Here is a 21,656-nt window from a genome sequence, read left to right as displayed (position 1 = left end):
CTCGATGGCCTAAGGCGGCGAACCGGGACTCTTTTTTTATGGATTACAGAATCTTATTCAAACGCAGCAAGTATTCCCCTCGGTTCAAAGGATTCAACCGTCTGCGTTCATTTTCCGGATAAGCGGACCGGACTTCCGCGTATCCGCCCGGCTTCATCGACAGCAGGCCTTCGCCGTTGGTTAACGAGCTCAGCTCCGTCTGCAGCCGGTCGGCCGTACGCACCGGAATAGTCCCGTTCAAACGCACCGCCGCCCCTTGAAGCTCCGGCTCATGAAATGAGCCTTCAAGCTGCGCAAGCCGCGTAATCACTTTACTTAAAGCAGTCTCCGGCACGACCAAGTGAACGGTGTTCACAGGTTCGAAAACGGCCGTCCCCGCTTTGGACAACGCGTCCATCAACACGAGCGGGGCCAATCTCCGGAAATCCTTGGCCGTAGATACCGGGCTGGCGTATCCGGTATGCGTCAAAGTAACGGCGATATCGGTGACGGGCCAACCGTACAAACCTTCTTTCAACGTTTCCTCAACCGTCTCCCGGATGGCCTTCTGAAAAGAAAGGGGAAGGGACCCCAATTCAACAGCCAAGGAATAGGTAATCCCGCTGCCGGAAGTTCCCGGCTCGACTTTGAAACCGACGGTGGCCCAAAAGAGATTGCCCGGATCCCCCATCATTTCCGCGGATTCCCCTACACCGGCCGGTTTTTCGATGCACAGCACTTTTGGCGGGGAAAAAGTCACCTGTATCCCGTACTGCTCCCGGATGGTCTCGGCCAGCACTTCCTGCTGAACCCTGCCGAATACCCGGATCGTATGCTCGTTGGCGTACTGATCGTGTTGGTATTCCAAATAAGGATCCTCGACAGTCAGCCTGCTGAGCGCCTGATGAAGCGTCGCCGAATGCTCCTTTTCTTCGGCAAGTACCTGGACCTGGATCGGCGGTTTATGGAAGGCAAAGTCCTTGATTCGGTCGGAACGGAAGCCGATCACATCGCCAATGAGCAATTCGCTGCCGGGAAGCACGGCGATGTCCCCCGCTTCGATGCAGCTGGCCGCTGTTTTTTTCCCGGCTTGCAAGGCGTACAGCTGCTTGACCTTCAAGAATCGGGTGTGCCCGGCCCTGGAAATGACCCGAACTTCATCCCGCAGCCGAAGCCGGCCCGCGAACAACCGGACGTAAGCAGCTTGTTCATCGGACGAATCTTTGATCACTTTAAACACGAACCCCGACAGCGGAGGAAGATCTTCGGCATTTGAAAACACGGCCGATCCGTTTGTCGGAATGAAATCGCCCAGACGGGACAGCAGCCGATCGACGCCAATGCCTTTGACCGCTGAACCGGCGAATAAAGGAAAGGCTTTTCCCGCCTTGGTTTGCCGGATCAATTCTTCATACAGCCTGTCTGCCGAAACCGGGATGTCCTCCGCATACATCCGCAGCAGTTCGTCGTCCTGAAGGGCCAGCGTTTCCAGCCATCCTGCGGATACAGGATCCGCAGGGCGAACCCCGGCGTTTTCGGATCCTTCGTTTTCCGTGACCGTCATGTCGCAGATATGGGGATCCAACAGGTTTTGGATCCGGGTCCGCACTTGCCCGTAATTCGCGCCCCGGCGGTCGATTTTGTTCATGAATAAGAGCGTCGGTATACGCAGCTCTTTTAACGTTTGCATGAGTACCCTCGTCTGCGCCTGAACGCCCTCCACCGCGGAGATGACGAGTATGACCCCGTCCAGCACGCTTAAAGCATGCTCGACTTCCGAAATAAAATCGGCGTGGCCCGGCGTATCGATCAAATTGACTTTCAAGCCGTCCACATCAAAAGATACCGCCGCCGATTTGACCGTAATGCCTCTTCTCCGTTCGATTTCCAGCGAATCGGTCGTCGTATCGCCCTGGTCGACGGACCCGGCCCGCTCCTTGACCCCCGTTTGGTAGAGGATCTGCTCCGTCAGCGTCGTTTTGCCGGCGTCAACATGGGCCAACACCCCAATATTGATAATTTTCATATCGTTTAAACCTCGATTTCCTCATGTGAAATGGTTCTTTCGAATGGGTTGAATGTTTGAATTGCCGCATTGACAATCGCCTCCGTTTGTTTTATTGCTTCTTATTTTACCCGTGATGGCCGGGCGGTGAGGGGGAGAAATCGATTATAGATGATTTTTACCGCGGCACGGCTTACAAGGCTGTAAGATTGGCGTAAGCCAAATCAATAGGGGAAACCGGAAGGATCTTTTATACTAAAGCTGCGAATCATTCGGTCGCATCGTGATGCTCATGGTTGCATCAACATCCATTTTTGCAAGGCGAGATTCCTATTTTTGAAATGAGGGTGACTATGATGGAAGAGAAACAGGAAAAAGAGATTTGGTTGAACGTCCTTTTGGTCGTCATGGTATTATGCTGCCTGTCGCTGGCGATTGGTCATATGATGGATTGGTCCATGCACATTGGTGAGCGATTATTCGCTTTTGTCGGCCGCGTACTTGAGCGTATCGCGATTTGATGTGCGGTTTTTTGCCGATGGAGGCACCGAACGGGAACGTTACATTCAAATCGACAAACCTGCGCAGGCGGTTCCTTTCGAAAGAGAGGTCCAGCCTTTTTCCGTCTGTATGAGTTTTTCCCCATACCGATCTATCAAATCCTGCATAAATTGATAGGGACGCAGGAAAAAAGCCGAATTGGATCAGCTTTTTTCTATCCTTATTTTGGATTGAAGGGAGACAAAGGTCATGGGCAGAAAATCGATACAAGAACTGCAGGCGGGTTATGCGAACCATTCGTTTACGCCCCTGGAAATAACGAAACATTATTTGAAACGAATCAAATGCATGGACCCCGAACTGAACACTTATATCACGGTGGCAAAGCAAAGAGCGGTCAAAGAGGCGCGGATGGCCGAGGCCAAAGAAAACGCGGGCGAACAGACGGGGCTGCTCTACGGCATTCCGCTTTCGTATAAAGACAACATTGACACCAAAGGCATCCGCACGACTTACGGATCTTCGATCGATGCGAATCATGTTCCCGATCAAAACGCGGCGATCGTGCAGCGGCTTTACCGGGAGGATTCCATTCTCCTCGGAAAAAACAATATGCATGAATACGCCTTGGGCGTAACCTCCAACAATCCCCACTACGGTCCGGTCCATAATCCATGGAATCCGGAATACACGCCCGGGGGTTCGAGCGGCGGATCGGGAGCGGCCGTGGCCGCCGACTTGGCGGTTGCCTCGGTCGGAACGGATACCGGCGGTTCAGTGCGGATTCCGGCCGCATCATGCGGGGTCGTCGGATTGAAACCGACGTATGGCAAGGTTCCCACCAAGGGAGTCTTTAACGTTTCATGGACGCTGGATCATGTAGGTCCGCTGACCGCCAATATGACGGATATGGCCATCCTTGCGGGAGCCATGGCAAAGCAGTCTTATCTGCCGTACCTTAAGCAGGATATCCGGGGACTTCGGATCGGCGTGCCCACAAGTTATTTCAACGAGCATATCGAAGCCGAAACGTATGCGCTGTATGTGAAATCCCTGGAAGCGCTGGAGGCGCTTGGCGCAATCCTGATCGATACGGACGTGTCGTTTGTTGCGGGCAACGCCGGCGTCTCGTTAACGATCGCAGCGTCCGAAGCAGGATACGTCCACAAATCCAGGATGGAATGCTGCCTGTCGCAGTACGGGGCTGACGCGAGAGCTTTCCTTGAATCTTCGCGGGATATCACCGCGCTGCAATATATTGAAGCGCTGAAGATGAAGGAATTCTATATGAAGAAATTCAATCAACTGTTCAGGGAGAGCATCGATGTGCTCGCCACGCCGACGATACCGATTCCGGCAAGAAAAATCGGCGTGGACGAGGTCCAGATCGGGTCGTACAAGGAAAGCATTTTTGATGCCATGACCCGATACACCGGCATATTCAATATGGTGGAGCTGCCTGCCCTGTCCATCCCGAACGGTCTGACGAGCGAAGGACTTCCGGTAGGGCTTCAACTGGTCGCCGCGCGCTGCAGGGAAGATTTGCTGATTCGTGCCGGGTATGCGTACGAGCAGGATCAGCTGCAGGATTTTTACCGGCTGCGCGACGAAATATGCGCCGGATATTAAAGCAAAGACCGAAATTACCACGTCTTACGATCGTTTCAACCGGCATCCGGACGCCTTGCGCGCGCCGGATGCTTTTTTAGTTCCAGCACTCGCACGTGGTACATGGCGAATCATAGCCGTCGCCGGGGCAGCCTAAGCAGAGAAAAAAACGCAATATTTCCGTATTTTCTCAAGTACGGAGGAACATACTAACCGAAAACCAGATTTTTTCCAATGCGTTAACGAATGATTTCCCGGGAGGCGTGAACATGAACAACAATAGCGAATCTGCAATTTCGCCGCGATTGACGGAAAATCTCGATCGGATCAAAGCGTTGTACGCAGATAGTTATGATGTCGTATTTCACCATCTCCAATGCGGCGAGAAGGCAGCGGCCGTCATCTATTTGACGGGCTTGACCGACAGCGATCAACTGAATCAGTTTGTTCTGGAGCCGGCGCTGCAAAAGATGAAGGACCAAGAGGGGGGACTTGGCGCATTATGCGAATGTCTGCCCGTATCGTCGTTCGCCAAGGCAGCAACGCTTGATCAACTGATCATGGAGATTGGAAACGGAAATCCGGTGCTGCTGATGGAAGATGAGGAGCAAGCGCTCACGTTTTCATTGGCCAAGTGGGAAAAACGGTCCATCACCGAACCGGAGGCCGAATCGGTCGTACGGGGCCCGCGCGAAGGATTCGTCGAGACGATGATCGACAATGTTTCCCTGATTCGCCGAAAGCTGAAAACGCCGGCGCTGAAGATGAAATCGATGCGGGTCGGGCGCTATTCGCAAACGGAGGTCGTGATCGCTTACCTGAACGATATCGTAGATCCGGCGCTGATTAAGGAAATCGAAGCCAGGCTCGGACGAATCGACGTCGACGGAATTTTGGAGAGCGGGAACATTGAGGAACTCATTGAGGACAATCCGTATTCGCCGTTTCCCCAAATGCAGACGACCGAACGTCCGGATGTCGTGGCATCCAATCTGCTTGAAGGAAGGGCGGCGGTCCTGGTTGAAGGGACTCCGATCGTCCTGGTCATGCCGACGTCGATCTTCACGTTTTTGCATTCGCCCGAAGATTACTACCAACGTTATTATATCGGCTCCGCGATCCGGTGGCTCCGTTATCTGTTTTCCCTCATTGCTTTGATCGGTCCTTCTTTTTATGTGGCCGTCGTCACGTTTCACCAGGAGATGATTCCGACCACGCTGCTGCTGAACATGACGAAATCGCGGGAACAAATTCCTTTCCCGGCGCTTGTTGAAGCCCTGCTGATGGAGATTACGTTTGAAGCGCTCCGTGAAGCGGGAGTGAGGCTGCCCAAACAGATCGGTGCGGCGGTCAGCATCGTAGGGGCGCTCGTCATCGGACAAGCTGCGATTGCGGCGGGCCTCGTTTCTTCCCCGATGGTTATGGTCGTTGCAATTACCGGCATTGCCTCCTTTTTGATTCCGCATTTCACCCTCGGGATAACCATCCGGCTGCTGAGATTTCCGATGATGCTCTTGGCAGGGACGCTCGGCTTTTTTGGCTTGATGATGGGATTTGCGCTTATTTTGACCCATCTATTCTCGCTGCGGTCGTTTGGCATGCCGTATACTTCGATCGCCACCGTCACCCATTGGAACCAGTTGAAGGATGTCGCGGTCCGGGCACCGTTTTGGAAAATGAACAGAAGACCGAAAACGGGATTCTGGAACCGGTACCGGCAGGGCGCCCATCAACGTCCGGGTCCCCCCGATGGAGGGAGCAAAACATGAGGCTGCTCCGAAAATTCGGCATGACCTGTCTTCTGCTCTGCATGCTGCCTCTGGTCGGAGGGTGCTGGGACCGGACGGAAGTCAACGATCTGGGACTGATTATGGCGGCAGGGCTGGATCTCGCCGATAATGGAAACGTGGAACTTTCCGTGCAGGTTTTTACGCCCAGCCAATCCAGCAGCGAAGGGGGAAGCAACAGCTTAATGGGCGGAGGCTCGGGAGGAAGCAACTCGATTATCGTGCAAAGCGCCAGTGGAACCGATTTTGCCGATGCGGCGGCCAAGCTGCAGGAGCAGATGCCGCGAAAGGTTTTTTGGGGACACGGCGAGGTGTTTATTTTTGGCGAGAAACTTGCGCGGAAAGGCATCCTGAATCAAATGGATTTTATTTTCCGCCACCCGCAGCCGCGCGAGCGCGCTTACGTTTTCGTAAGCAAGGGGGATGCCAAAGAAATTTTGAAAATCATTCCGAAGGTCGAAAGGGATGTTGCGGAGACGCTGCGCGAGATGGCCATTTTGCCGTTCGGAATGGGCGTTTCGCTCAAAGATTTGAGCGAGATGCTTACGGGAAGATCCAAAGCGGCCGTCGTTCCGCTGGTGGATAGTAAAGTGGAAGCCGATGGAAACGCCTTTCCATATATCACCGGTGCGGCCGTGCTTAAGGATGGGAAACTGACGGGAACATTCGGCGACAAGGTCAAACGCGAAACGCTGCTGATCCGGAACAAACTGAAGAGGACCAATGTCACTTTTCCCGTTAGCGGCAACCGGGGGAAGGATGAAGGCAAGATGACCGCGCAGATCGTTAAAGGCCGAACGGCCCTCATTCCCGTCATCCGCGGTCATTCATGGAGCATCATCGTCCGTTTTGACGGGGAAGCAAGCATCCTGCAAAACGAAACCCGCATCAACGTGATGAAACCGCAGGAGCTGCGCGGCGTGGAAGAGCAACTGAACAAGGAAATCGAAAAACGGGTGGCAGAAACGTTCCGGCTCATTCAAAGGGAAACGGGTGCCGACATATTCGGAGCTTCGGACGCTTTTTGGCGGAAGTATCCCAAGGTATGGCTGAGGGAGCAGCGGCGCTGGGATGAAATTTTTCCTAACGTCAACATTCGCGCCGAATCCCGAGTCAAAATTCTATCGCCGGGATTTTCCGGCAAAAGTTATAAATAAGGGGGAACTCGATGATTATTCTGAAAAACTTGGGGGTTACCCTGCTGGTTTTGCTGATGTTTTTTTACGAATATCCGAGATTTCGCCCCGAAAACAAGAAAGAAAAGGCGGCTTTTACGGTCTTGGCCTCGGCCGGGTGGGCATTGGCGATGCTTTTGATGTGGTTTCCCCGTCTTCCCGGTCCGACCGAATTCATCAATTACGTGACGAAGCCGATCTGGAGCATCTTTTATCCAGAAGGATAGGAGGGGACGGAAACGATGGAGAAGGAAAAAATCTCGAACATCCAATTGGGTTTGATGATGTATTTGATGATCGGCGGCACCTCGATCCTCGTCGTACCGTCATTCACGGCCATGTATGCGAAGCAGGATATGTGGTTGTCGCCTATCATAGGCTCGGTGTTTGGTTTCCTATGCGTGGGGCTTGCGTGGATCATGAACCGATATTATCCGGGGGAAACGATCATCTGCCATTTGAACCGCGTGTTTGGCAAGTGGCTCGGGAGCGTGCTCGGGTTCATGCTCCTGTTTTTCCAGATCGATGCGACCGGATTGATTACGAGGGAATATGCCGAATTTATCGTGCAGGCTTTCCTCTCGCAGACGCCGCTGACCGTGATCATCGGCTCCATCGTGGCCACGTCCTCGTTTGCCGTGCGTTCGGGCGTGGAAGTCATCGGGAGGTTTGCGATGATTTTTGCGCCGATATTCTTTTTGTTCGTCGCGGCCATTTTTTTGTTCCTTCTGCCCGAGTACAACGTTTTGAACATGCTTCCGGTCTTCGGAACGGGGGTGCTCCCTTCGCTGAAAGGCTCCTTGGAGCCTGCCGTCTGGTTTATGGAATTTTTGCTGATCACGTCTTTTTATCCGTCTGTCCGGAAGGGGGACAAAGGGTTTAAAGGAGGGTTATTCGCCGTATTTCTCATGATGCTTACGATGGTGATCACCAACTTTACCTGCCTGTTTTTGTTCGGGGAAACCACGGCTAATTTGACGTTTCCTTTTCTGTCGGCTTCCCGGTATATCAGCATTTCCGACTTTTTCTCGCACGTGGAAGCGATCGTGATGGCCTTGTGGATTCTCGGCGGTTTCGTGCAAATTTCGATGTGGTATTACTCGCTGTCCCTGAATCTGGCCCAATGGCTAAACATCAAGGATTATCGTCCGCTGGTGTTTCCGGTCGGTCTGCTGATCTCGGTGTTCAGCATATGGGTGGCAAAAAACTTCCAGCAAATGCTCCACTATTTCCCTACGGGAGGTACAGGTTCGTCGGTGATCGTGCTCGTCCTGGTTCCGCTTCTCCTTGTGGCTGCCGCATGGCTGCGGCGGAAAATATCTTCCTGAATTCTTGCGGGGGGAACAAGGGGAGGAAGCATAGCTTGTACCCTTGAGTCATGTTTAACGAAAAGCCGCTTTCCAGCGGCTTTTTATTTTTTGTCTATCAGGGGTTTCTTTGGATTGCCGGCTTGGGTTACCATAAAAATACGAACCGGAGCGGCTAAAGGCTGCAGCATTTGAAGTTCGGACTTTTTCATATTGAAGGGGAACCCGCGATGAATATACGAGACTACATCAAATCAGGATTTGAAGCTTATTATGACCGGCACAGCGAGGTTGGGGAGGACGGGTTTTGCGTATGGATGCGTCCTGGCGTGCCTGCTCCGATGAAAGCGGATGACAGCCAAGAGGAATGGTCCGTGTGGAAGCTGGTGCCGTCGACGGTCTCCGCAGAGGATATATCGGAGCTGGAAAAAGAGTTCGGCTTGACGTTTCCGGAATGGTACAAGGCCTTCATCTCCACCTATCATCACTATTTCGACGATATTCCGGAGCAGGATACGAACGAGCCTTTGAAAAACATCCGGGACATGTACAACCCGCTGCTCTGCAGGCTTGGTTATCTTCCATTCGCATGGGATGCGGAGTACGGATGCATTTGGTGCATCGACGTGGGCAGCGGACCGGACGAAGATCAACAGGCGATTTACGAAATTGACCACGAAATGTTGTTCGGGTTGGACGAAGTACATACGGATCGGAAGCAGCTCCAAGAGCATCTTGCATTGTTGTATCCGAATTTTAAAGCTTATTTTGACCATCATTTTGTGGAGAAAGGGTAAAAAAAAGAGCCGCCGGGAGGGGGGGCATTGGCTGACGCGCTTTTTTTAGCGCTGTTTCTTCGCTTCCAGGATCAGCTTGGAATGCTTCAACACTTTGACGCGGTAGGTGCCGCCCTCTCTCATCTTGATCTTGCGGTCGGCAATCTCGTATTGCGTGCCCTCGCTTGTTTTCACCATGTCCCCGCCGCGTTTCGGATCCCATTTTTCCTCCACATGGATCACTTTGTCGATCGGGCCCTGCACGATATCTGCCGTTACCATTCCGAGCATGATCAGCGGGTAGAAGGACAGCAGGAAGAGGAACGCCATAAAACCGAGATCCGCTTTGGTCGGGCCTGCCTGCCGGCGGCGGATTCGATAAAAGACATATGTAGGAAAAAAACTGAAGAAAAACAGTACGCCGCTGTATCCTCCGATGCCGATCCATAAATGCTTGCGCACATTGCCTCCGTATTTGAAGCATACGACCAGCATGCCGATCAAGCAGAACGCGATGAGGGCCATCCGCAGGATGTTTCTTTTTTTCTTGTACCAAACCCGCCCGTCAGGGGGGAAGAGATTCAAAACCGAAATCAGCGCGGTCAAAGGCACTCGGGTCGTTTTGCTCATGTGACACTTCCTTTCCAAGTAGCTCATGACATGATTATAATCAACCGGCTTCATGAATAAAATGGAATTTTAAAAGCAGCAGCGAATTTACGAACGAAAGCGGAACATGTGAAGAACAATACAAGCCCGTTTCGTTATGATTATAAGTTAAGGGAGGCCGGCCCAGTGCAGAAGATTCGGAATTATTATGAAGGTTCCCGCGATAAATCCGTCATTGAATCCGTCTATGGTACCGAGCGCAACCTCAAAGCAAAGTACGAAGTCATGGAGAAATACCGCTTGCAGCAGGAATCGTTTGAAGAATGGGTCATAAGCAGGCTCTCGCTGTCGGGAACGGAGTACGTTCTGGATCTCGGCACGGGGAATGGGCGGTTTTCGTTGCCTGTGAGCCGGATCCTGAAGGGAAAAACGGGATTTTTGATCGGATGCGATCTGGCAGAGGGCGTGATGCTTCCGTCCTGCGTGCAAGCCCAAACGGAATCCCTCCCGATGCTTCATCTGGCGGCCGACGCGGAGAATCTTCCTTTTTTATCCGAACAATTCGACCTTGCGATGGCCAACCATATGTTATACCATCTCCCGAACTTGCACAGGGGACTTGCGGAATTGAGCCGGGTGTTAAAGAACACGGGAAAATTGCTCGCTACGACCAACAGCGAAAAAGGAATGCCCGAGCTGTTCCAGCTGCATCTGAGAACGATGGAGCTGCTGGGCATTCCTTTCGGCGTCAAGGAAGATCTGATTACCTTTTCATTGGAAAACGGAGAGCAAATATTAAGGGAACATTTCGAACACGTCGAGTTATGGACCTATGAGGCGGGGTTTAAGGTGGCTGATCCGATGCCCGTATTTCAGTATTATGCGGCGACGCAGTTATACCAAGGTCCCATGAACGATGACAACCTGCCAAGAGAGGTTCGCGACGCCATCGCTCCGTGTTTTATGTTATTGACAGAAGAAATGATTCGGTCAAACGGGGGCGAGCTGGTTTTGTCCAAACCCGTCGGAGCATTTATTTGCAAAAATAAACGGAAAACATCCCAATAAAGCCTCATGGGACCTGCAGCGGCAGCATGCATCCGATGTTTTTGGCATTCATGCCGGGCCCTGACGGGGAGGGGCGATAAAATGCCCTTTTAAGGAGGATTTCATTTTTATGATCAAAGAAAGCGTATATTCCCAAATCGACGAAAAACGGCTGACCGACATTTCGAAGCGTATCCTCCAAACCGAAGAGGGGTCGATGACCCGTTGGACTTGCGAACCGGTCGGGCCGAAGGCCCGTAATTTCGTGACCGACGGGGTGTACCGCGTTTCCGGTACCAATGAGGTCAAAGGAACGGTTCGCGAATGGACCGTCATCCTTAAAATCGTGTTGGCCGACCCAAATCGGAGCGACCCTTCGCACTACAATTATTGGCGCCGCGAAGTGTTGGCCTACGAGTCAGGTTTGCTGGAAGATTTGCCGGAAGGTTTTCAGGCGCCGGTATGTTATGGGATCGATGAACAGGCTGACGGATCCGTATGGCTGTGGCTTGAGGAGATGCCGCATGAGTCCAAGGGATGGGAACTGGAGGACTATGCGTTTGCAGCGAAAAAGCTGGGAGCGTTTCATGGCGCCTATCTCCTCGGAAAGGCGCTGCCTGAATATCCGTGGATCAACCGCGGCTGGATGCGGTCATGGATCCGGGAATGCCAGAAATACCGATCCTTGAATGTTGAAACAATAGCCCGTGATCCGGCGGTATCCCGCCATGGATTAGCTTCCTTGCTGGACAGGTTTGCGGCGCTGGAAACCTCCATACCCCAGTGGATCGATGCGCTGGAGCGACTGCCCAGAACGTTTTCGCATCAGGATTATTATGAAGCCAACATTTTGTTCAGTCGCAATCGCTTGCGCGAAGGAAGTCTGGCGTTGATCGATTGGCAGTTTGCCAGCATTTCCGGCGTCGGGGAAGATTTGGGCCGCTTTTTCGGATTATCCGTCAGCAGAGGGCAAATGCAGCCGGAGTCAGGCAGGGACTTGCGCGAACAGTTCCTCTCCTCCTATATTGAAGGGCTGCGAGAGGCAGGCTGGCATGGCGACGAAATGCTTCCCCGTTTCGGTTTTCTGGCGGCTTTCGCGCTGCGTTCCGTATGGGAGGTCCCCAAGCTGCTGCAAAAGCTGAAGCAGGATTCAACATCGCCGCAGTGCGGCAAACTCGCGCTGATCGCCGAGATGCAGATGGAGGCGGCTGCCGAAGCGGAAGTGATTTTACGACGCTGAATGCCGCATGAAACCGGTTAAGAACCGTCAGAAGCCATTATTTTTCGCGAAGATCATATTTTTTACGAAAACAGATGAAGCCGCCGCCGCTTGCAATCTTGGTCAGGAGAATTAGGTCATACCCTAACGATGGTGGCGTTCGATTTTTGCGTAATCGCATGCCATAAGAGATTGGCCCGCCTTAAAAATTTAAGGCGGTTTTTTTGTGGAACAGCAATTGCAAGAAGAGGGGCGACTCCCGGCCAGTTAAAGCAAAATAGTGGCGTTTTCCCTGGCAAACTGCAAAAATCCGCATCCGATTAAAAATTCAAAGGGCGTTTCGTAAATTTTTTATATCATCTTAACAAAGTGAAATTTCCTTTCCGGGGCAAACCTCCTATGATCGAAGTTGACAACGCTTACAAAAGCGGAATTTATGTTTGGGGAGCGATTCGATGGTATGAAGGGCATGTTCAAGGAACTGCGAAGCAACGGATGGTATTACCTCATGGCGTTGCCGGGACTGCTGTACTTCCTGGTGTTCTGTTATTTGCCGCTGCCCGGGATTCTGATTGCGTTCAAGGATTACAACTTCAAGGACGGCATTTTCGGAAGCCCGTGGGCGGGACTGCAAAATTTCGCTTTTTATTTCCAGGGCGATTATGCGTGGAGAACGACTTTCAATACGCTGTTTATCAACGCCAACTATATTGTTTTCGGCACGGTGATCGCGGTCGGCTTTGCGATTTTGCTGAACGAGATCCGCAAAAGCTTTTTTCGCCGAACGTACCAAAGCCTGATGTTTCTGCCTTACTTTTTTTCGGCGGTCGTCGTCGGCAACTTCGTGTATCTGATGTTCAGCTCCAAATACGGGCTGGTGAACCAGTTGAGGGATCTCTTGCGCCTGGCGCCGGTCGACTGGTATTCCGCTCCGGGGTATTGGGTAGCCATCCTCGTCGGGGTCTACGTTTGGAAAAATACCGGGTATGCCGTCATTTTGTATCTGGCCACGATCATTGGCATCGACGACGAATTGTACGAGGCGGCCGCGCTCGACGGCGCAAACCGCTGGCAAAGCATCCGCCACATTACGCTGCCGCTGCTTGTGCCGACCATCACGATCGTCACGCTGCTGGCGGTCGGGAAAATTTTCTACGGGGACTTTCAAACGATTTATTCGATCGTGGGCGATAACGGGCTGCTGTATGAAACGACGGATGTCATCGATACGTACGTCTTCCGCGCGGTCAAAAACGTCGGCGACATCAGCATGCCTGCGGCGGTAGGCCTCTACCAGTCGGTCTGCGGATTCCTGTTCGTGCTCGGCTGCAACTGGGCCGTCAAAAAAATCAACAACGATAACGCGCTGTTCTAACTGGAGGAAGGATCTTATGCACATCCAAAAACGAAGGTACTCGTTTTCTCAGGTCTTATTTCATCTGATCGCCATCGCCTTTTGCGCTTTTACGACCATTCCGTTTATTCTGACGATCATGGTCTCGGTCTCCGGCGAATCCTCGGTAATTAAGCACGGGTATTCGCTGTTTCCGGACACGTTTTCGTGGGATGCCTATCGCCTTATTTTCTCCGGAGACGAAATTTGGAGGGGGTACATGGTTTCCGTTACTGTGACGGCGATCGGGACGGGGGCCGGGCTGCTGCTTAGCGCCATGCTTGCCCACACGATGGCCAGGCAGAAAGTGAGATACCGCAACGGCATCGCCTTGTTTATTTTCATTACGATGATTTTTAACGCGGGGCTTGTCCCATGGTACATCTTCGTCACCAAATATTTGCATCTGAAGGATACGCTGGCCGCCTTAATCCTGCCGATGCTCATCAATCCATTCCATGTGTTCTTGATTCGCAATTACTTCAAGTCGCTGCCGCCAGCGCTGCTGGAATCGGCCGAAATGGAGGGAGCGGGACCGCTCTATGTGTTTGCCAAAATCATGCTGCCGCTGTCCACGCCGATCATCGCGACGGTGGCCTTGTTCTACTCGCTCGCATATTGGAACGATTGGGGGCTGGCGCTCTGGCTGATCGACAACCGGGAGCTGTATCCGCTTCAGTTCATCCTTTTCAAAATCCAATCCATGATCAATTACATGAGCACGCAGGGGAACCTGGTGTCTGGCAGCCAGACCCTGCCGTCGGAGACGGCGCAGATGGCCATGGTGCTGGTCACGATCGGCCCGATCATCCTCGTTTATCCGTTTATTCAGCGGTATTTCGTGAAAGGCATCATGATCGGCGCGGTCAAAGGATAGGTTGCAGCCGTCCGAAGACGGTTCAACATAGACAGCTTTTTCAACTTAATCGGGGAGGTTCTAAACGGTGACAAAAAAGAATGCATTTGCTACCATGCTCATTCTGGCAATGATGCTGAGCGGCCTGCTTGCGGCTTGTTCCGGTTCCGGCGGTTCAGCGACCGGAAAGGAGGAAAACCCGGGCGACAAGAAAACCGAGCAGGGAACGGGCGGAGAAGGCAAAACGCAAGTCGGCGGAACGGTCAAAATTGTGCTTCCCGGCGATGCGCCGAAAGATCTGGCGAACGTGCAGAAAGCGCTTGAAGACAAGCTGAACGCCGATGGGCTGCCGCTGAAGCTCGAATTCACGTATTTCCCGTGGGATCAGTATTCCAACAAGCTGAACCTGATCGCCGCTTCGGGCGAAAAATACGATTTGGCCTGGACGCATGTCAGCTGGCTGTCGCAAATCGTTTCCAAACATGTCGTGTCCCCGCTTGACGAATGGCTCGAAACGAACGGCAAAGACCTGAAGGCGAACATTCCTTCCGCCAACTGGCTCAGCGCTTCGATCGACAACAAGATTTACGGCATTCCCACGCTCGTGCCGACGGCGGAAAACAACAACTTCTTTGCGGTTCGGGGGGATCTGCGCAAAAAATACAACCTGCCCGAAATTCGCACGCTTGCCGACTTCGAGCATTACCTGGACACGATCAAGAAAAACGAACCAGGGATGATGCCGATCGCCAACGACGGTACCCGCGCGCTGCTGCGGGAGTTCGGCGACGTCTACTTGCCCGTCGGCGACATGGGAGCAGGGCCGGGATATGTGGATCCCGCCGATCCAGAGCTGAAGGTGCGCAATTTTTACGAATCCGAAATTTTTAAAAACATCGTAAACACGAAACGAAAATGGTATTTGAACGGATGGATGCCGAAGGACGCGCAGGAAATCAAAGACCCCGAAGCCGCGCTCAACAACGGGAAACTTGCGGCAATCTGGTCCAACGTGCTAAAAACGACGGAACGGATCGACGCATTCAAGAAAACGCTTCCTCAAGGGGAGCTGGAAGACGTGTTTCTAAACCCCGACAAGCCCAAGTACATTTTCGATGCCGCTTCCAACCTTTTGTCGGTATTTTCGACGAGCGAAAACCCGGAGGGGGCCATCGCTTTCGTCAGTTGGTTCCGCAGCCAACAGGAGAATTACGACCTCTTCTCTTACGGCGTGAAAGACGTCAACTTCAAACTGGACGGCAGCGCCATTTCCCTTGAAGGCATCGGGGAGCAGCAAACCTATAATCAGGTGTATTGGGCTTGGGACGATATTCGCCTCAAACATTTCAGCAAGCACGTCAGCCCAGAACTCATCCAGTCGCTGCAGAAATGGGACGAAGGGGCGAAAGAGGCCCCGACCCTCGGCTTCCGGTTTAATGCCGACCCGGTCAAAGCCGAAATGGCCCAAATCAACGCCGTCGAGAAGGAATATGTCGATGCGGCGTACGCGGGATTTTCGGATTACGACCAGTTTTACCCGAAATTCGAAAACAAGCTCAAATCGGCGGGGATCGATAAAGTCATCGCGGAGATGCAGCGCCAGCTGGATGCATTTATCGCTTCTAAGCCCAAATCACCGCGAGGCTGAGGTACGCGCAGCGTAACATTTTGAATGTTGGAGGGATATCCGATCATGCTCAAGTTGAAATCATGGGCCATCGCGGCTTTGTCCGTTTCGCTAGTGCTTGGACCGTTTGCTGCCGCGCCGCTTTTTTCCCCCAGGGCCTATGCCGCCGTTTCAGGGACCGCAACGCAGGGTCCGGGAGAGGCCCCGCCGCAAGAAGGATGGCCTGAAGGCGAAGTACCGCCGGCAGCACAAGAACCGCCCGGCGATCAGCCGCCCGGAGCGGAGCCGGAGCAGCCAGGGGAAAACCCTTCCCCTGCCGATGTCCAAGCGCCGCCCGGCACGGATGGGCAGGCCCCGCCGGAGGCTCGGCCGGGAGAGGAAGCGATGGCCCCCGGCAGCGGCGTCGCGGCCGTACCCGGGGCAAACCTGGCGCTGAACAAGCCGGTAACGGCGAGCAGCGCGCTTCCGCAGCATCCGGGAGCGTATTTGACGGACGGCAGGCTGGACCTTATGTGGTCCACCAGCGATACCGGATGGCAAAGCAGCCCGGTGGCCGACGAATGGGCGATGGTGGATCTGGGCGCCGTTCAACCGATCATGCGCTGGACGGTCTATCACGGCGCGGCGGGAACATGGGCAACGAAGGATTTCCGATTGGAATACAGCACGGGGGATGCAAGCGGCCCCTGGCAAACGGCGGATTCGGTGGTCGGCAACATGGATGCCGTGACCGACCGGACGTTGCCGGATGAGATATCTGCCCGGTATGTGCGTCTTCATGTCACGAAAAAAACGGCTGAAGGCGTCGACTGGCCGGCCGTACGGGTCAGCGAGCTGGAACTGTTCTCGAAGGCCGCGGTCATTCCCGTATTGACGGCCGCTCCGCCGTCCGGAACCGTACTGCCGGGCACCCAAGTGAAGCTGTCCAGCTCTCCAGGCACGGCAGCCATCTATTACACGACGGACGGAACGGATCCGGTGACATCCGAGACCCGGCATCCATATACCGAACCGATTTCGGTCGGTTCTGACCTGAACATCAAAGCGGTTGCCGTCGACGAAAAGGAAGGTGGCGTCAGCGAGGTCGGGAGCTTTGAATACCGGGTTCCCAAGGAGGATTTATCCCAATATCCGAACCTCGCGCTGACGGCCACGGCAGAAATGTCGTCCCCGGCAGGCTGGGGCAATGTCGCCGGACGCGCCATTGACGGCAACCCCGGGACCTATGCCCAACCGGAACAAAACGTGCTGTGGGATTTGACCGTCGATTTGGGCAGCAGCCAGCCGGTAAATTATGCGGTCCTTCGCAAAAATCCGGATCACGTCAACTACGTGACGAAATTTACGATCGACGTATCGGAAGATGGGGAGCGCTGGACGACGGTGGCCGAAGAAACCGGCAATGACGATTCCAAGGATCAGATATACGGTTTCGCCCCGACGAAGGCGCGTTACGTCAGGCTTCATCAGTTGGACAAAATCGGCATCGCCGCGGCCATATGGGAGTTCGAGCTGTATAATACGGCCGTCGTGCTGCCTGTGGAAACCAGCGTCAAGCCGGGACCGGTGATCGACGGCACGGCCGTCGAGCTGTTCGGCGGGCAGCCTGGAGCCGCGATTTATTATACGACGGACGGCACCGATCCAAAGACGTCGGAGACCAAGACCGTGTATAGGGAACCGATCATCCTGCACGGCGGGAGCATCGGAGCCGCAACCAAACTGCAAGCTTACGCGGCCATGGAGGGAAAAGAGGACAGCGAGGTCAAAACGTTCGAATATCAGGTCATACCGTTGTCGGCTACCCCGCCGCCGGGGGATGTGGCTGCAGGGACGGCCGTTGCATTATCCAGCTCCATTCCGGGCGCTTCCATTTTCTATACGCTGGATGGAACGGATCCGGGGACATCGGTCTCCAAACGCCTGTATACGGAGCCGCTGATCGTGGAAGAGGACGTCATGATCCGCGCCTACGTATCGGACGGGGCGAATGCAAGCCCTTCGGCTTCCATTCCGTACAGCATAATGCGGGATGAAACCAACGTCGCGCTGAACAAAGAGGCGTCTGCATCGTCGTCGCAGCTGACGGCTAAACCGGGTAACGCCGTCGACGGCGATCAAGATACCGCATGGATCGCCGGCAGCTTGGAAGCCAACGGCTGGCTTCAGGTCGATCTCGGCGGCGATTACGACCTGACAGGCACGCAAATCGCCTGGAATGAAGCCAAAAATTACAAATACAAAATCGAAGTGTCCGCCGACGCTCTTCACTGGTATTCGGTTGCTGACAGGACCGGTCTTACCGGCCGGGACCAGGTCCGAAAAGATCGCTTCCTGGAAACGGCGCGGCGTTATGTCCGGGTGACCGTCACGGGGCTGGAGCCCGGCACCAAGGCTGGCATCCGCGAGTTGGCGGTTTGGGGAACGCCAAGCGAACCGATGCCTTTCGTTCCGATAGGTCCGGCAACGAACGGTTGGCCGCGGTCGGTGATCGTTCCGCTTCCGGCTTCGGTCAGCGGTGTACCCGAGCCGGTCGTCAGTCTGGACGGCACGTGGAAATTCAAGCTGAATCCCGGACAGGGCTTCTGGCGAAACGGCACCGATACGTCCGAGTGGAAAGAGGTCCGGGTCCCGGCCAACATCGAGGTGCTCGGCTTCGATATCCGCGGCCAGCAGGGCGGCGATTGGTTCCCGGACCGCAATATTGAACACGCGTACCAGAAGACGGTAAACATTCCGTCTTCCTATAATGGAAGCAGGGTGATGCTCCGCTTCGAAGCGGCGTTCAACTTCGCCCGCGTCTGGGTCAACGGCCATTTGGTCCGCCAGCACCGCGGAGGTTTTACGACGTTTGACGCCGATGTTACGGAATACGTTGCCCCGGGCGAAGACGCCACGATCACCGTCGGGATTACGGCGGAAACCGGGTTTGTCGAATACCAGCATGTCCGGGGACTGATCGGCCAGGTGAAGCTGTTTGCGCTGCCCGTCGATCACATCACCCGCCTGCACGCCGAAACCGAGTTCGACGCCGCGTATTCGGACGCGACCTTGAAGGTATCGGCCGGCATGGCGTTAGAGGAGGCGATGCAGGGGGAAATCGAACTGCAGCTTACCGATCCGGACGGAAACGACGTACCGATCGAGCCCGCTGCAATTTCCTTGACGGGCGGTCAGCCGGAAGCGTCGATCCAAATCCCGGTTGCAAAACCCGTGAAATGGGATGCCGAGCATCCGCGGCTGTACACGCTGAAAGCCACGGCGAAAGCAGACGGCAAATCCGTGCAAACCGTGATCCGCAAAATAGGCTTCCGGTCGATCCGAATGGAGGGCAACCAGATGCTGGTGAACGGGAAAGTCGTGAAGCTGCGCGGCGTCGATTGGCATCAGTCGTCCCCGCTTATCGGTGTCGCCGCCGATCCGGAACATGACCGCGAGTCGCTGATCAAGCTCAAGGAAGCCAACGTCAACTACATTCGCGCTTCCCATTGGCCGCAGTACGAATACGTGCTGGATTTGGCCGATGAACTCGGCTTTTACGTCGAACAGGAAAACTCGGTGATGTTCGTCAGCGACGGCAGGGCCAGCGATCCGAAATATCTAAACAACTATATGGGCCAATTCTCCGAAACGATCGAGAAGGACCGCAGCCATCCGAGCATCGTCATCTGGTCCATCGGCAATGAAAGCGCGTGGGGAAGCAACGTGGCGGCAACCCATGATTACGTCAAGGCGGTTGATCCTTCCCGCCCCGTGAAATTCAGTTGGGGATTCAACGCTCCTGCCGGGTATACCGACTTGTTCAGCATTCATTACACCCCATACGGCCATACCTTCGGCACGCATGACAAGCCGGAGCTGTATGACGAATATGCCCACGGTTACGTCTATTACGGCGACTGGATCGACGACGATCCGGCCTACAGGGATTTTTACGGCACCGCTCTTCACCGGCTGTGGGATGATCTGTACGAGACGCCGGGCGTTCTGGGCGGAGCCATCTGGCACTCCCGCGACCTGCGCTTTTACGGTCCGGACGGGATCTGGCAGGGCTTTCTGGTCAACTGGGGCATCCTTGACGAATGGAACCGGGAAAAGCCGGAATATTGGAATGTCAAAAAAGCTTATTCGCCCGTAAGAATCGGGGCCGATTCGCTTCCGAACCCGGGAGCGGGCCAACCGCTGACGATACCGGTCGAAAACCGTTATAATCATACGAATCTGAGTGAGGTTACCATCGAGTGGAGCGTCGGCAAAGAAAAAGGAAAGCTCCAAGGCTCATCCGTGGAACCCATGAGCAAAGGGCAGCTCACGCTTCCTGCAAGAAAGTGGAAAAACGGAGAATCCGTCCGCCTGAAAATTTACCGGGACGACCATACCGCTGCCGATTCGCTCGTGGACGAATACGTGCTTGCCGTCGGCCGGAAAACGGTCGTGCCGTGGAAGCCGCAAGGGAAAACCCCGGATATCCGGGAAACCAACAGCCAAATTATCGTTTCCGGCAATGATTTCAGCCTCACGTTCAGCAAAACGACGGGCATGATCCAAACCGGCGAATACAAAGGGAAAACGATGATCACCGGCGGGCCGTACCTCGATATGGGCTACACGTCAAAACTTGGGGCTTGGACGCTTTCCGACATTAGCCAAATCCGCTCGGGCAAAGAAGCAATCATCCGCATTTCGGGCAAATACGGCAAGACGGGCGTCCATTTCGAGGTTCACGTGGACGGCAAGGGACTCATCTCCACCACGTATACCGTCACCGACCCGCCGGAAACTTACGACGCCGTCGGCGTATCCTTTGATGCAACCGCGGATGCCGACCGGATCACCTGGGATCGGAACGGGGAATGGAACGAATATCCGGAAAACCATATTGGCAGACTCTCCGGCACCGCTTATAAGAAGCGTTCCTCAGGTGAAGAGAAGTACGGCGTCAAGCCGGATTGGCCGTGGATGGAGGATGAGAAGGAGGGCCTCGGGACGGCGGATTTCCGCGCCTCCAAGACGAACGTGAATTACGCTTCCCTCCTGTTCGGCAAATCCCGAAACCGGATTTCGGTGCAGGGAGACGGCTCGGGGGCGGTCAAAGCTTCGCTGAACGCTGACGGATCGGTCCGCCTGCACATCCGGAACGAATGGTCCCATCCCGCCGGATTCCCGGGCTGGGTCGAGGCCAATCCGGTGCAAAAGCCGATCGCGGTCGATTCCGGCTATACCGGTACCGTCCGAATGAAGCTCACGGACCGTGACGATTTCGATTTCAAATTCACGGACGTGCCGCAGTATTTAAGCGATATGGAGTGGTCGGACGCGACCAGCGGCTGGGGCCGGGTGAAAAAAGATTGGAGCGTCGGCGGAAACGTGCTGACCTTGTATGACGGAGAAGGCAGCCGTTCGTACGACAAGGGCTTGGGCACCCATGCTGCCTCGGAAATCCGCTATTCCATCGGAGGCAAAGGCTATAAGCGGTTTACCGCCGCGGCGGGAATCGATCTGGAGAGCCCTGGTGGTTCGGCGGTGTTCCAGGTGTGGGCGGACGGCGTCAAACTGTTCGACAGCGGCACGATGAACCGAAACACGCCTGCCCGCCAAGTCGATGTCGACGTTTCCGGCAAAAACGAGCTCAAACTCGTGGTTCTGGACGGCGGAGACGGAAACGCCGAAGACCATGCCGATTGGGCCGATGCCAAACTTGAGCCGGCTCGTTAAAATACACATTCCAGCAGGCCTTCCCTCAGGGGAAGGCCTGCATCATCGATCA

Annotated in this window: 15 protein-coding genes; 13 read left to right on the top strand and 2 right to left on the bottom strand. The window is 54.4% G+C overall.

Annotation, left to right across the window (positions count from 1 at the left end; all coding sequences use genetic code 11):
- Positions 1 to 43: 43 nt before the first annotated feature.
- A complete protein-coding gene (locus tag AC27KL_RS03390) occupies positions 44 to 2,005 on the bottom strand; it encodes a GTP-binding protein (RefSeq protein ID WP_487168860.1) in 1,962 nt (653 codons plus the stop codon).
- A gap of 332 nt (positions 2,006 to 2,337) precedes the next feature.
- On the opposite strand from AC27KL_RS03390, the gene AC27KL_RS03385 reads away from it, so the two are divergent.
- From AC27KL_RS03385 to AC27KL_RS03355, 7 genes are all read left to right on the top strand, one after another.
- Positions 2,338 to 2,505, top strand: coding sequence for a hypothetical protein (locus tag AC27KL_RS03385; RefSeq protein WP_487168859.1), 168 nt, complete (start codon positions 2,338 to 2,340; stop codon positions 2,503 to 2,505).
- Between the two features lie 229 nt (positions 2,506 to 2,734).
- Entirely contained in the window at positions 2,735 to 4,114 is a 1,380-nt protein-coding gene (locus tag AC27KL_RS03380; RefSeq protein WP_339324600.1) for an amidase, read from the top strand.
- Between the two features lie 248 nt (positions 4,115 to 4,362).
- Positions 4,363 to 5,862, top strand: coding sequence for a spore germination protein (locus AC27KL_RS03375; RefSeq protein ID WP_487168858.1), 1,500 nt, complete (start codon positions 4,363 to 4,365; stop codon positions 5,860 to 5,862).
- Positions 5,859 to 7,037, top strand: a complete 1,179-nt coding sequence (locus tag AC27KL_RS03370; RefSeq protein WP_487168857.1) for a Ger(x)C family spore germination protein — start codon at positions 5,859 to 5,861, stop codon at positions 7,035 to 7,037. The genes AC27KL_RS03375 and AC27KL_RS03370 overlap by 4 nt, the downstream gene beginning before the upstream one ends.
- Before the next feature lie 11 nt (positions 7,038 to 7,048).
- Positions 7,049 to 7,282, top strand: coding sequence for a hypothetical protein (locus AC27KL_RS03365; RefSeq protein WP_339324603.1), 234 nt, complete (start codon positions 7,049 to 7,051; stop codon positions 7,280 to 7,282).
- Between the two features lie 15 nt (positions 7,283 to 7,297).
- Positions 7,298 to 8,383: a GerAB/ArcD/ProY family transporter gene (locus AC27KL_RS03360; RefSeq protein WP_487168856.1), complete on the top strand. Its 1,086-nt coding sequence runs from the start codon at positions 7,298 to 7,300 to the stop codon at positions 8,381 to 8,383.
- Positions 8,384 to 8,592: 209 nt separating this feature from the next.
- The gene (locus AC27KL_RS03355; protein WP_487168855.1) at positions 8,593 to 9,159 is read left to right on the top strand and encodes an SMI1/KNR4 family protein; all 567 of its coding nucleotides are present in this window, start codon (positions 8,593 to 8,595) and stop codon (positions 9,157 to 9,159) included.
- Between the two features lie 45 nt (positions 9,160 to 9,204).
- On the opposite strand, the gene AC27KL_RS03350 is transcribed toward AC27KL_RS03355, so the two are convergent.
- Positions 9,205 to 9,768, bottom strand: coding sequence for a hypothetical protein (locus tag AC27KL_RS03350; RefSeq protein WP_487168854.1), 564 nt, complete (start codon positions 9,766 to 9,768; stop codon positions 9,205 to 9,207).
- 165 nt (positions 9,769 to 9,933) lie between these two features.
- Here AC27KL_RS03350 and AC27KL_RS03345 point away from each other — a divergent pair, with 165 nt between their 5' ends.
- The 6 genes from AC27KL_RS03345 (at position 9,934) to AC27KL_RS03320 (ending at position 21,604) form a co-directional block, all read left to right on the top strand.
- A complete protein-coding gene (locus tag AC27KL_RS03345; protein WP_487168853.1) occupies positions 9,934 to 10,815 on the top strand; it encodes a class I SAM-dependent methyltransferase in 882 nt (293 codons plus the stop codon).
- A gap of 109 nt (positions 10,816 to 10,924) precedes the next feature.
- A complete protein-coding gene (locus tag AC27KL_RS03340) occupies positions 10,925 to 12,034 on the top strand; it encodes a phosphotransferase (RefSeq protein WP_487168852.1) in 1,110 nt (369 codons plus the stop codon).
- A gap of 439 nt (positions 12,035 to 12,473) precedes the next feature.
- Positions 12,474 to 13,388: an ABC transporter permease gene (locus AC27KL_RS03335; protein WP_487168851.1), complete on the top strand. Its 915-nt coding sequence runs from the start codon at positions 12,474 to 12,476 to the stop codon at positions 13,386 to 13,388.
- Between the two features lie 16 nt (positions 13,389 to 13,404).
- Positions 13,405 to 14,283 (top strand): carbohydrate ABC transporter permease, encoded by an 879-nt coding sequence (locus AC27KL_RS03330; protein WP_487168850.1) that lies wholly within the window; start codon positions 13,405 to 13,407, stop codon positions 14,281 to 14,283.
- A gap of 67 nt (positions 14,284 to 14,350) precedes the next feature.
- Positions 14,351 to 15,910: an ABC transporter substrate-binding protein gene (locus AC27KL_RS03325; RefSeq protein ID WP_487168849.1), complete on the top strand. Its 1,560-nt coding sequence runs from the start codon at positions 14,351 to 14,353 to the stop codon at positions 15,908 to 15,910.
- A gap of 45 nt (positions 15,911 to 15,955) precedes the next feature.
- Positions 15,956 to 21,604 (top strand): discoidin domain-containing protein, encoded by a 5,649-nt coding sequence (locus tag AC27KL_RS03320; protein WP_487168848.1) that lies wholly within the window; start codon positions 15,956 to 15,958, stop codon positions 21,602 to 21,604.
- Positions 21,605 to 21,656: the final 52 nt, after the last annotated feature.

The sequence above is a fragment of the Paenibacillus sp. YAE3 genome, from assembly GCF_057546105.1.
This window is presented reverse-complemented; position numbering and strand designations above follow the sequence as displayed.

Excerpts from the sequence above, each read along its gene's own strand:
- AC27KL_RS03390 (WP_487168860.1), bottom strand. The coding sequence starts at position 2,005 with ATGAAAATTATCAATATTGGGGTGTTGGCCCATGTTGACGCCGGCAAA.
- AC27KL_RS03385 (WP_487168859.1), top strand. The coding sequence starts at position 2,338 with ATGATGGAAGAGAAACAGGAAAAAGAGATTTGGTTGAACGTCCTTTTG.
- AC27KL_RS03380 (WP_339324600.1), top strand. The coding sequence starts at position 2,735 with ATGGGCAGAAAATCGATACAAGAACTGCAGGCGGGTTATGCGAACCAT.
- AC27KL_RS03375 (WP_487168858.1), top strand. The coding sequence starts at position 4,363 with ATGAACAACAATAGCGAATCTGCAATTTCGCCGCGATTGACGGAAAAT.
- AC27KL_RS03370 (WP_487168857.1), top strand. The coding sequence starts at position 5,859 with ATGAGGCTGCTCCGAAAATTCGGCATGACCTGTCTTCTGCTCTGCATG.
- AC27KL_RS03365 (WP_339324603.1), top strand. The coding sequence starts at position 7,049 with ATGATTATTCTGAAAAACTTGGGGGTTACCCTGCTGGTTTTGCTGATG.
- AC27KL_RS03360 (WP_487168856.1), top strand. The coding sequence starts at position 7,298 with ATGGAGAAGGAAAAAATCTCGAACATCCAATTGGGTTTGATGATGTAT.
- AC27KL_RS03355 (WP_487168855.1), top strand. The coding sequence starts at position 8,593 with ATGAATATACGAGACTACATCAAATCAGGATTTGAAGCTTATTATGAC.
- AC27KL_RS03350 (WP_487168854.1), bottom strand. The coding sequence starts at position 9,768 with ATGAGCAAAACGACCCGAGTGCCTTTGACCGCGCTGATTTCGGTTTTG.
- AC27KL_RS03340 (WP_487168852.1), top strand. The coding sequence starts at position 10,925 with ATGATCAAAGAAAGCGTATATTCCCAAATCGACGAAAAACGGCTGACC.
- AC27KL_RS03335 (WP_487168851.1), top strand. The coding sequence starts at position 12,474 with ATGAAGGGCATGTTCAAGGAACTGCGAAGCAACGGATGGTATTACCTC.
- AC27KL_RS03330 (WP_487168850.1), top strand. The coding sequence starts at position 13,405 with ATGCACATCCAAAAACGAAGGTACTCGTTTTCTCAGGTCTTATTTCAT.
- AC27KL_RS03320 (WP_487168848.1), top strand. The coding sequence starts at position 15,956 with ATGCTCAAGTTGAAATCATGGGCCATCGCGGCTTTGTCCGTTTCGCTA.